General features: G+C 52.0%; 9 protein-coding genes and 1 pseudogene. 2 read left to right on the top strand and 8 right to left on the bottom strand.

The features are described from left to right. Positions 1-238: 238 nt before the first annotated feature. From FJ147_23920 to FJ147_23905, 4 genes are all read right to left on the bottom strand, one after another. Entirely contained in the window at positions 239-1,120 is an 882-nt protein-coding gene (locus tag FJ147_23920; GenBank protein ID MBM4258936.1) for a TIGR03619 family F420-dependent LLM class oxidoreductase, read from the bottom strand. Between the two features lie 177 nt (positions 1,121-1,297). Further along, positions 1,298-2,083: an SDR family oxidoreductase gene (locus tag FJ147_23915; protein MBM4258935.1), complete on the bottom strand. Its 786-nt coding sequence runs from the start codon at positions 2,081-2,083 to the stop codon at positions 1,298-1,300. An 88-nt stretch (positions 2,084-2,171) separates the two neighbouring features. Further along, complete coding sequence (locus FJ147_23910) at positions 2,172-2,933, bottom strand: 3-oxoacyl-ACP reductase FabG (GenBank protein ID MBM4258934.1); 762 nt, start codon at positions 2,931-2,933, stop codon at positions 2,172-2,174. Positions 2,934-3,066: 133 nt separating this feature from the next. After that, on the bottom strand, positions 3,067-4,269 hold the full coding sequence (locus FJ147_23905; GenBank protein MBM4258933.1) for an LLM class flavin-dependent oxidoreductase: 1,203 nt from the start codon (positions 4,267-4,269) through the stop codon (positions 3,067-3,069). Here FJ147_23905 and FJ147_23900 point away from each other — a divergent pair. After that, a complete protein-coding gene (locus FJ147_23900; GenBank protein MBM4258932.1) occupies positions 4,190-4,777 on the top strand; it encodes a nitroreductase family deazaflavin-dependent oxidoreductase in 588 nt (195 codons plus the stop codon). The genes FJ147_23905 and FJ147_23900 overlap by 80 nt on opposite strands. A gap of 113 nt (positions 4,778-4,890) precedes the next feature. Here FJ147_23900 and FJ147_23895 read toward each other — a convergent pair whose 3' ends face one another. The 4 genes and pseudogenes from FJ147_23895 to FJ147_23880 all read right to left on the bottom strand — a co-directional run bounded on the left by FJ147_23895 (position 4,891) and on the right by FJ147_23880 (position 9,587). Next, complete coding sequence (locus FJ147_23895; GenBank protein ID MBM4258931.1) at positions 4,891-5,355, bottom strand: hypothetical protein; 465 nt, start codon at positions 5,353-5,355, stop codon at positions 4,891-4,893. 68 nt (positions 5,356-5,423) lie between these two features. Continuing rightward, positions 5,424-5,696 carry a hypothetical protein gene (locus FJ147_23890; protein MBM4258930.1) on the bottom strand — a complete coding sequence of 91 codons (273 nt, stop codon included), beginning with the start codon at positions 5,694-5,696 and terminating at the stop codon, positions 5,424-5,426. Then, on the bottom strand, positions 5,683-5,967 hold the full coding sequence (locus FJ147_23885; protein MBM4258929.1) for a BrnT family toxin: 285 nt from the start codon (positions 5,965-5,967) through the stop codon (positions 5,683-5,685). The genes FJ147_23890 and FJ147_23885 overlap by 14 nt, the downstream gene beginning before the upstream one ends. 60 nt (positions 5,968-6,027) lie before the next feature. Then, a pseudogene (locus FJ147_23880) lies at positions 6,028-9,587 on the bottom strand (hypothetical protein). Between the two features lie 215 nt (positions 9,588-9,802). Between FJ147_23880 and FJ147_23875 the strand changes: the two are divergent. Continuing rightward, positions 9,803-10,969: an acyl-CoA dehydrogenase gene (locus tag FJ147_23875; GenBank protein MBM4258928.1), complete on the top strand. Its 1,167-nt coding sequence runs from the start codon at positions 9,803-9,805 to the stop codon at positions 10,967-10,969. The last annotated feature ends 403 nt before the right edge of the window (positions 10,970-11,372 follow it).

The following is an 11,372-nucleotide window of genomic DNA, read 5'->3' as shown; positions in this document are numbered from 1 at the left end:
TGCGCGGCATTACCCTGAACAAGACAGCCATGCGGACGGTCGAAGCGCGACTGGAGCGTCATCCCAAGTTGCCCAAGTGGGACATCTTCATCCGCCCCGCTACTCCTGACTGATATAGGGGGATTTTCTTTTCCAGAATTCGCCTAAGACGAACAAATTTGGGACTAGCGGCTAGGGACTTGGGGCTTGTAGGGAAGAGGGAACTAGCCCCTAGCCCCCAACCCCTAGTCCCAAGTTTTCAGATCCCCTTCGCCGCCACCATCACCTCATCACGAAACTTCCTCAGTTGCGCGACAAACTCGTCGATTTGCGGGTTAGCAACTGGAGCCAGCAAACTCGATGCACCCTTCTGGCGGTACGCACGGATGGCCTCCAGCGAAAAATACGCTTTGTTTGCAGGGAACACACAGGTTGTAATAGAAGCGAAATCTCTGCCGTGTTCAGCGCACAGTGCTTTCAGTTCTGTTGACTTCGCCGCGAATTGTTCTGGCGAGACAAACGCCGGAAACCAGCCATCGCCTTGTTGCACCACACGTTTGAGTGCAGCACGGGTCTCACCACCGAACCAGATTGGTGGATGCGGCTTCTGCACCGGCTTTGGAGCGAAACCAATTTCTGTATCGTGGCCCCGTAATCCAGCAATACGCGGTCGCGTGTCGGTCCACAGCGATTTCATCGTCTGCAGATACGCACGTGAAACCTTAGCACGATCAGCAAACGGAACGCCGAGCAACTCGGTCTCCTCGGCAAACCAACCCACACCAACGCCAAAGATAAAGCGACCCTTACTGACTTGATCCAGTGTCGCAATCGCTTTCGCCGTCAGAATCGGCGGGCGATAGGAAATCACCGCCACGCTGGTCCCGAGTTTGATCGTCTTAGTGTGGGCTGCTAATGACGCCAGCAATACAAACGGATCGTAGAAATGATCGTCTGGAGTGAATGACGGGCGCCCATCAGCCGAGTATGGATACTTCGAGTCATGTTGAGTCGGGATCACAACATGATCGTTAATCCACACCGAGTGATAGCCTAGCTCCTCTGCGGCTTTGGCAGCGGTGACATAATCCTCAACCGAAGCTCGACGACCCAATCCTAAGAGATGAATGCCGAAATCCATGAGAAGAGGCCTTTCTGCTTATTTTTGCCCACTGTTCAGGCAAGGAACGTTGGGCCTGGCGTATAAACATTTGGGGCTGGGGGCTAGAGACTTGGGGCTTGTGGGGAAGGGAAAACAAGTCCCTAGCCCCCAGCCCCTAGTCCCATTTTTACGTTTTACGCATTACGCCTCACGTCCTCACCCCGCCTTCCGTCGCCGATACTTCTCCACCATGTATGCGCCCGCCGCAATGGTCCCGCCATCAACCGGCAACACGACACCTGTAATGAAGCTCGAATCTGGAGACGCGAGAAACAAGGCAGCATGGGCGATTTCATCAACCGTACCAAGACGGGCAATCGGCATGTGTTGCCCGCGTTCGCGTAACGCATCTGGTGGCCAGGTGCGCAGCAGTTCAGTATCGATCGGACCAGGGGCAATCGCATTGACGGTGATACCGTAGTCAGCCAGATCGAGCGCTGCCGCGTGCGTCAAACCAATGATGCCAGCTTTGGCCGCTCCGTACGGTGCAAGGTCAATCGGACCGATCAATCCAGCAATCGAGGCTATGTTAATGATGCGCCCATAATTGCGCTTGGCCATTTCCTGGGCTGCGGCTTGCGCGCAATAGAACGACCCATTGAGGTGGATATTGATGTGCCGTTCCCAGTTCTCTTTGGTGACTTTAAGAAAGTGCTGCGCTTTACCAATGCCAGCGTTGTTTACCAGCACATCGAGTTTGCCAAGCGCGGCTGCCGCCTCATGAACAGCAGCTTGCGCTTGTTCACAGTCGCTGACATCAACCGTTTTAACGAATGTCCTTCGTCCCAGCGCTTTGATTTCTTCGCCAGTTGACTGCGCCCATTCCGCATTCAAATCAAATATGGCAACGTCTGCCCCCTCACGAGCAAAACGCAGGGCAATGGCCTTGCCAATTCCGCGGCCTGCGCCGGTGATAAGGGCAACGTGATTTTGGAGTTGCATGAGAGTTCCTTTCTAAAGCGTAAAACGTAATGCGTAACCACCCCACCGCCCCGTCTTGTTACGTTCTACATATTTACGCTTTACGTGCTTACACCGTCTTCCCCGCCATAAACCCACCATCAATGGGAAATGTCGCGCCGGTAATGAAATCTGCTTCAGGTGAAGCAAGAAAAAGAATCAGGTTGGCAATTTCCTCGGGTTGCGCCCAGCGACCTGCGGGATGGGCTTTCTTCAAGGTATCCATCACAGACGGTTTCTCAAAGTATGAAGCCGTCATCGATGTCTGCACAACTCCGGGCGCAACCGCATTCACTTGAATGTTCTTATCAGCCAGTTCCAGGGCCATCTCTTTGGTCAGACCCACCACGGCATGTTTCGAAGACACATACGCAGCGCGATTAGGGACGCCAGTCAACCCAGCAACTGAAGCGAGATTGATGATCTTCCCGCCCTTCCCCTGCTTCACCAGATGTTGGGCAACCACCTGACTACTGAGAAACGTACCACTCAGGTTCGTGCCGATCACGCGCTGCCATTCAGCAAACGGTAAATCCAGGAAGGGAATGATCTCACGTACGCCTGCGCTGTTGACCAGAATATGAACTGCTCCCAGACTTGTCACAGCTTGAGAGACCATCGCTTGTGTCGACGCGGGATCGGTCACGTCAACCTTTATCGCAACAGCTTTTCTTCCGCTGCTTTGCACCTCAGCGGCAACTTTTTCGGCATTGCCAGCATCAAAATCGGCAACAGCAACATCGGCACCTTCTCGTGCAAATGCCAGACACGTTGCACGACCAATGCCACTGCCGCCGCCGGTAACGAGGACGTATTTGTTTGTGAATTTCATTGTACCACCCTCCTTTTCCCCCACGGTTCAGATCGTGGGTTATATTCTATCGTCCATTGAGGACTCTGTAGTTTTTTGGTTTCCTCCCTAACGCCTAAAGCCTGAAGCCTGAAGCCTATAGCCTCGCGCTTGCCTACTTCCTGAAAGCCGGCATCACCTCTTTCGCAAACATCTCAAACGCCGCCGTACCCTTCTTTGGATCGAGTCCAGGAAGTTGGGTCAGCATAATGAAATGCGTGCACTGGAACTCTTTCTGGAACTGTTCCAACTTGCGGGCCACTTGATCTGGCGTACCGACCATTGACGCACGGCCAAAGGCGGAGTCGCGTATCTCGCTGTGATGTTTGAAGGTCCAGACATCTTTATCGCCTGGAGCGTCATTGGCTTCAGCAAGGATGTGTCCATAGAACTCCATCATACTGTGCAGATGCGGTGCGACATTCTCCCAAGCTTCGTCTTCAGTCTTCGCAGTGTAGACCAAGCGGAGCTGGGCGATGTTGAAGTCTTTGGGATTGCGTCCGTTCTTCTTGAGTTCGTCGATATACCATGGTGCGGGGTCAGGACCGAGGGTCGCCATCAAATGACAGCCTTGCTTAGCGACACGTCGCGTCGCTTTCTCAGCGCGGGCACCAATCCACATGGGCATGGGACTCTGCACTGGTCGCGGCGAGAGCGTCATATTTTTCACTTGGTTGAATTTGCCATCGAACGTCACCTTCTCCTCGGTCCACAGTTGCTGAATGAGCTTCACTCCCTCGTGCATGCGCGCTGACCGCTCCTCGCGTTTCATACAGAAAGCGTCAAACTCCATGTACGAATAGCCCTGGCCAACGCCGAGGTCGAACCGACCATTAGAAATGACGTCAACGCAGATGGAGTCCTCAGCAGTCCTCACCGCGTTATTGAATGGGAGCAGCAGAATAAACGTGCCTATGCGAATGCGACTGGTTCGCGCAGCCACAGCAGCAGCCGTCGGCAGAACCGAGGGATTATAACCATCTTCCGTAAAGTGATGTTCAGTAAGCCACGCATTATCGTAACCCAGCTCCTCGCAGCGGACGATCTGATCGAGAATGTCCTTGTACAATGCCGGAAATGGCCGTTGCCATTGTTTTGGATTACGAAAATCTTCCATAAAGCCGAATTTCATGTACGTTTCTCCCTTAGTAGAGGAATCTCCGACGGCCTTGATCTTTGTGCACGCTTCTTTCAAAAGTAAAGTGGGTCGAAACTTGGGAGGAAAAAGGAGAAGCACTATGCGTACGGTTCTACGATTTTCACAACTCGTGATTGCTCCTTCTCTCTTCGCAGGGCAAACCAGCTTTGCCGCCACCATCAAGGAACCAGCGCCTCTTGTTGATACGACCGTGAATCAGGATCGGGGTCAAATTCCTGCAGATCGTCCCCTCTTGCAAGTTGCACAGGCGGCGTCTGACCGAAATGATTTTAACCAAAAGGTGATTACAGAATTCCGTGCGAACCAAGGAAAGGTTGGCGGTCAGTTTGCTAACAGACCGTTGCTGTTGTTGACGACAACTGGCGCGAAGAGTGGCAAGACATATACACCTCCACTTGCGTTCACAAAAGATGGCGATCGTTTCGTCGTTATCGCCTCGTTCGGCGGAGCCCCCAAGAATCCCTCTTGGTATCACAACTTAGTCGCTCACTCTGAGGTAACAGTCGAAGTCGGCAACGAACGCTTTAAGGCCAAAGCTACAGTGCCGACAGGCGAAGAACGCCAGCGTCTGTACGATCGTCAGGCCGAACAAATGCCAGCGTTTGCCGAGTATGCGAAAAAGACCAAGCGGCAGATTCCTGTCATCGTGCTCACGCGGATCAAGTAAGCGCTGGGGGAAAGGCCTCTCAGCCTCTTCTACTACTCCATTTGGGACTAGGAGCTTGGGGCTAGGGACTTGTGAGGAAGGAGAACCAATCCCCAGCCCCTAACCCCCAGCCCCTAGTACGTATCCGGCGGTAACTTACTGTGATCCCAACTGGTGGTTTTCACCGGTGTGATTTTGAGAATCGCCCGTTTCTTGGCACGTTCTTGCACCACAGCACTGGCTGGAGTCGGAGTGCCGCCTTCCTGAAATGCACGAATCTCCCGCATAATTTTGAATACTTCATCAGGCTCGTCGATGACCTCACACCGTCCACGAATCATGACGCCTTTCAGTTCGTTGTATGCCGTACCGGTTTCAACCATCACTGCGACTTGCGGGTTACGGCGGGCGTTCACCACTTTCTGTGCTTTTTTGAAGGACGTCATATACACGCAGCCATCTTTGATCATATAGGCCATCGCGACCGCATGCGGGAATCCATCTTTATCGATGGTACACAACATCATTGTACGCGCTTTTTCGCTGAGAAACTTATTGCTCTCTTCCGGCGTCATTTTGATTTGGCTTTGGCGGTTCATTCTCTTTCATCTCCTGGTCTCACATTCTGGATTGCTTTGAAGTAGGCTTTTAACAAGCTATCTCTCTTTTAAGAATTCGGACGGGCATCTCCGTGGAGTTTTTCCTGTACCCATAGATTCAACAAGGTCTCTGGAGACACCCCTCTCCGTTCAGCCAGTGCTCGTACCTCTGCCGACAACGTGGTATCCAACGCGTAGTAGGTGACTTCAGAGCGGATATCGACTTCAAAATCTACGGGTTTCGTTTGCTCCCAGTATTCAGTCAGGTCGTGGGTGTCCCAGAATTCACCCATTTCTGCATACGACTGGCCTTTAGAAATTGAACTTTTATTTTTTCCCATAAGTCCTCTTTTCCGCTGGTGTCATTTCGCGGGCTGATAAGATTAACGCACGTTGATTCGTCTTGTAAACAAAAAACACATTCAAGTAACGGCCTGCCTCTGTTCGTCCTTGGGCCACATACACGTTTTCCCCGCGGCGATGCCCTTTCTCAACAAAGCGATACTTGGGCTTCCGCCGAAAGACCTCTCTCACTTCTTGCTGTTGGACGTTATGCTTCCAGTCCAGCTTATCGACGATTTCGGCGAGCCAGATCAGACCACCAATCTTCACTTGAGTCCCTTTCGCTCTTTCTCAAACCGACGCTCTGTATTTCCCACAAATTCTCTTCATTCATGCCAACTCTTCAATTAACACCTTTGCCTCTTGCAAATCTTTTGTGTCGAATCCTTCGGTGAACCAGTTGTAGACTTCAGATAATATCCGGTGAGCTTCGGCTTTTTTTCCCTGTCGCTGCCACAATCGTGCGAGGCTAACTGTTGCCCGCAGTTCGAGGGATTTGGCGTGTTGTTTGCGAGAAATTTCAATCGCCTTCAGAAAACACGCCTCAGCTTCAGCTTGGGGATCAGGAGTCAGGGACCGAAGGCTGGTGTCTTCAGACTTGTCTTGACTTGTCATAATTTGATCGAGACTAGGCTTGGACTTTTGTAGTGTCAGTTCCCCTTTGAGCCGGTGAAGTTCAGCTTCGTAGAAACGTTCTTCATTCTTCTCTGCCAGCACCAGTGCCTCGTCAATTACCTTCAATCCTTCACCTGTCTGGCCGTTTCGCTCGTATCCCAAAGCCAACGCACCGAGAAAAATGGCACCCACAGCTGTTCCCCCGTGGCACCGAAAGCAGCCAATCCCTCTTGGAGCCGTGTAATGCCCGCTTCTCTCTGCTCTCGGGCTCCGGTTTGCGCCGCATGTTCAACAAGCGCCCACCCTTGCAGATTAGATGAGTACACAGACCATTCTGCAAACCCGTGTTCCTCAGTAAGTATTGATGATGCTTCCGCGTGAGCATAAGCCTCTTTCCCTTCACGACGGAACAGGCGTACAAAGGCAGCGTAACCCAGTGTCGCTGCCAAACTAAAAGGGTGAGAAAAGATCTGAGCTGAGGAAAGCACGATCTGAACAAGAGTCAACGCTTGGTCTGGATAACCACGACACCAGAGATTTGCTGTAGCAAAACCTGGAACCCAAGAGCCCGGATCCTGTCCCAAGTGATAGGCCAGACCGCCATGCTGTTCAACCTTATACAAAGCCAGAGCTTGGTCAAAATGTTTTTGTGCGGGAATCAACTCTCCAAGCCACAGTAACGTTCCCCCCACAATCCCGTGGGCGATAAGAGATAAAGTTAAATTATTCTGGCGATGGGCGACAGCAAGGAGCTGTTCTCCCAGGGTAAGAGAGGTTTTGAGGTTTCCTTGCACGGCGTTAAATGCCCATTGCCCAAACAGAACTTGTGCAACCTGTAACGGTTCTCCTATCTGTAGACACAATCTCTGCGCCTGAGTATAAATTTGCTCCGCTTCGGTAGTACCGTACCCTTTCATGGCAATCAGCGATGTACCAAGACCGAGGAGAGTGGCAAGCTCTTGTCGATCTCGCTCAGGTGTCTCCGGCAGCACCTTAAGCGACTCTAAGGCCGAAGTTAAATGTGTTATTGCTTCTGTATTTGCCGACCGCTGTACCGCTTGTTCCCCAGCCAGTTGGAGATAATCGACGGCTTTCTGCGTGTTGCCACTCCGACTGTAGTGATAGGCTAACTCATTGTAATGATCGGCAAGCCGAGTGCGGTACACTTCCTCAATCGCTTGCCCCGTACGTTCGTGCAGCACTTTGCGCCGTTCGATAAGTAAAGAGTTGTATGCCACTTCCTGCGTCAGTGCATGCTTGAAGATGTACTCCACTTCGGGAAATGCAGGCTGTTCGTAGACAAATTCACTGGTCTGTAACCGCGATAAGAGCCGCTGCAGATGCTCTTCCCGTTCTGTGACCACTTTGTGCAGAAGACTGGAAGAGAATTCGCGTCCGATCACTGCCAGTGTTTGCAGTAATGCTTTCTCTTGCGCCGGTAAGCGATCCATGCGGGCGGAGAGAACTCCTTGGACCGTGGTTGGAATGTGTATCGTAGGGGCGGGTTTCACACCCATCCCGATAGTTTGTGTCAACAGACCTTGCTCGCGTAATTCCTGCACGATCTCTTCCATGAAGAACGGGTTGCCTTCGGTTTTGTCGAGGATGAAGCGTTTGAGGGATGGTAACGCATCGGTCACTACCCTCACCCTGTCCCTCTCCCTGGCAGGGAGAGGGGACCCAAAATCGCTGAGAAGTGCCTCTAGCATCTCTTCCGCTTGCTCTTTACCTAATGGGTCAAGGCGCAACTGCGAGAAGTAAGTTTTGCCACTCCATTGCTGTTGATATTCGGGGCGATAATTGACGAGGAGTAGGATGCGCGCGGTGGCGATGCTCTCACTGAGCAGTTGCAGAAAGGCTTGTGTCTCCGCATCGAGCCAATGCAAATCCTCAAAGATGATCATTAACGGCTGATTAAGGCTCTCGCGCAAAAGCAAACGTTTGATCGCTTCCAAGATGCGCTTGCGACGAATCTGCGGGTCCATCTGCTGCAGCGACGACGTTGCTTCAGCAATGCCCAATAAGAAGAACAAATACGGAACTGTGTCCTCTAAACTGCGATCCAGTGTCAGCACTCTGCCGGTGATCTTCTCGCGGCGACGTCGCTCATCGTCTTGGTTGATGAGTTGAAAATAGTTCTTCAATAAATCGATCAGCGGCAAATACGGGTAAGCTTTACCATGTGAGACAGAGAAGGTTTCCAATACGAGACAGCCACGTTGCGACAACAGCTTGAATTCATAGAACAACCGCGACTTACCAACCCCTGGCTCACCCATGACTGCGGCGATTTGTCCATGTCCAGCTTTGGAATGTGCCATTGCTTGTTGAAGCAAATCCATCTCATGGTGGCGGCCTATAAACCGTGCGAGTCCACGCCGTACCGAGAGTTGCAGTTTAGTACGTAACGGCCCAACGCCTGAGACTTCATAGATATGCAATGGCTCAGCGAAACCTTTGATCTGCGCCTCACCCAGCGCTTTGAACTCAAAATAGCCCTCAGTGAGTTTGTAGGTCTGCTCGCTGACCAGAATCGAACCAGGCGTCGCGAGGCTTTCCATCCGAGAAGCAAGGTGCGTCGATTGGCCAACAGGGACGTAATCGGTATGGAGATCATCTTTGCGGATCGAACGCAAAACAACTTCTCCGGTGTTTACCCCGACTCGTAGTTGCAGATTGATCCCCTTCTCCTTGCGTAAGCGCTCAGCCTGTCTCCGATTCTCTTCTTGCATGAGCAACGCCGCATAGAGAGCACGCTGTGGATGATCTTCATGCGCAATCGGCGCGCCAAACAAGGCAAAGACACCATCGCCGAGAGATTGGGCGACATAGCCTTCATAACGATGGACCGCATCCATCATGAGTTGCAACGTCGGATCGAGAATGGCTCGCGCTTCTTCAGGATCGAGATCGGCAATCAGATCAGTCGAGCCTTTGATATCGGCAAACAGCGCAGTAATACTTTTCCGCTCCCCTTCTGCCACTCCACGTGCTTCCATCGCTTCCCGCTCGGCCCGGATACGTTCAGCGAGATGAGGGGGTGTCCAGTGTCCAGGGTCTAAAGGCCGTCCAGCGTCTACAGCTCTTGCGACTCTGGACTCCGGCCCTTGGACTTTGGACTGTCGCGTAAGCGGCGTCGCGCACTCATTACAAAATTTCGCCCCAGGTGGGTTGTCGGTCCCACACGATGGACATTGTAACGGCAGCGGAGTGGCGCATTCGTTGCAAAATTTTGCACCTGGTGGATTGTCAGTTGCACACGTTGCGCACCGCATTATTACCCTTTTCTTTTGCTCGATCTCAGTAGTCAGTTAGCAGAGGAATTGCAGGATGGCCAGGGTGAATGGTAAGAAACGAGAGGCGCGAACCGTAAAACGTATTAGGTGAAACGTGTTACGTGTTACGTGGATTCGTATACGCAGTTCACGTAATCGCTCACGCAACACGCAATACGCAACACGCAATACGTACCACGTAACAGGAGGTTTCCATGAATTTTCAGTTTACCGAAGAACAAGAAGAGATTCGCAAACAGGTGCGCTCGCTGTGTTCACGCTTTCCCGATGAATACTGGCGCGAGCGGGATGACAGCGGTGAATTTGCCTGGGATTTCTATCAGGCAGTTGCTGATGCCGGGTATCTCGGCATTACCATCCCACAAGAATATGGCGGCAGCGGACTTGGCATCACTGAAGCGGCGCTGGTCATGCAAACCATCGCTGAGTGTGGCGGTGGCACCCAAGCGTGTTCTTCGGTCCATCTTGGCATCTTCGGTTTGGAGCCTCTGATTAAATACGGCACTGCCGCAGCAAAAGAGAAATACCTCGCCAAAGTCCTTAAAGGCGATATTCACGTCTCGTTTGCTGTCACCGAACCCGATGCTGGCACCAACACCACGCAAATAACCACCTTCGCCACGCGTCAGGGTGATGGCTATATGATCAGTGGCCGCAAGGTGTTCATCACCAAAGCGCAAGAATCGAAAAAAATGTTGTTGCTCGCTCGCACGACCCCCTACGATCAGGTGCAAAAGAAAACGGCAGGCATTAGTCTTTTCTTCGCGGACATCGATCCCAAAGCGGTCGAGGTACGCGAACTGCACAAATGTGGACGCAAGTCGGTCGATACCAATATGTTGTTCATCGACAATTTGTATGTCCCCAAAGAAGACCTGATCGGCGAAGAAGGCAAAGGCTTCTCATACATTATTGATGGTATCAACCCGGAACGTATCTTGATCGCTGCAGAATGCGTCGGCATGGGCAAACGTGCAGTCGAGAAAGCCGTGCAATACGCCAAAGAGCGCGTGGTCTTTGGTCGTCCAATTGGTATGAACCAAGGGATTCAGTTCCCACTGGCTGATTCCTGCGCCAAACTTGAGACAGCAGAACTGATGGTCTACAAAGCTGCCTGGCTCTATGACCAGCACAAGCAGTGTGGAAAAGAATCCAATATCGCCAAGTACATGTCCGCCGAAGCCGCCTGCGAAGCTGCGGACCGTGCCATGCAAGCCCACGGTGGCTACGGCTATATCAAGGACTACGATGTCGAGCGCTACTGGCGTGAAGCGCGTTTGTTCCGCATCGCGCCGATCTCACAAGAGATGATCCTCAACTATGTTGGCGAGCATGTGTTGGGGCTGCCGAAGTCGTACTAGTACTCTGGCAACTAAGTTAAGAGGTATTCTTGATTTTCTGGATGCGGAACTCTTTCGGCTCCCCTCGGCGTTAAGCGTACCAGACGTAAGAAGGAAAGGGTGCCGAAAATATCAAAAAATTAAATAGACAGAGTACTAGTACCGTGTCTCATAATTTCGTGAGCAGTTGTAGGGCGTGCGAAGCGCGCCAACTGACTAGCGCGTGGTACGCGTCCTACGATTTCACCGCTAATGGACTTGCGAAACACGGTACTAAATAGAAACTCACTCGATGGAAAGTGCTAGGCGGCGAGGGGAAGCGCATACACCTGACGTTCCACCGGGAAGGACCGGCGTTTTTGCAGCCAAGCAAAGACTAAATTGACTAATTCCTCTATACTCTGACAGCGATGACAGCGGGTAA

The sequence above is a fragment of the Deltaproteobacteria bacterium genome, assembly GCA_016874775.1.
Taxonomy (GTDB): Bacteria; Desulfobacterota; Binatia; order Bin18; family Bin18; genus VGTJ01.
This window is presented reverse-complemented; position numbering and strand designations above follow the sequence as displayed.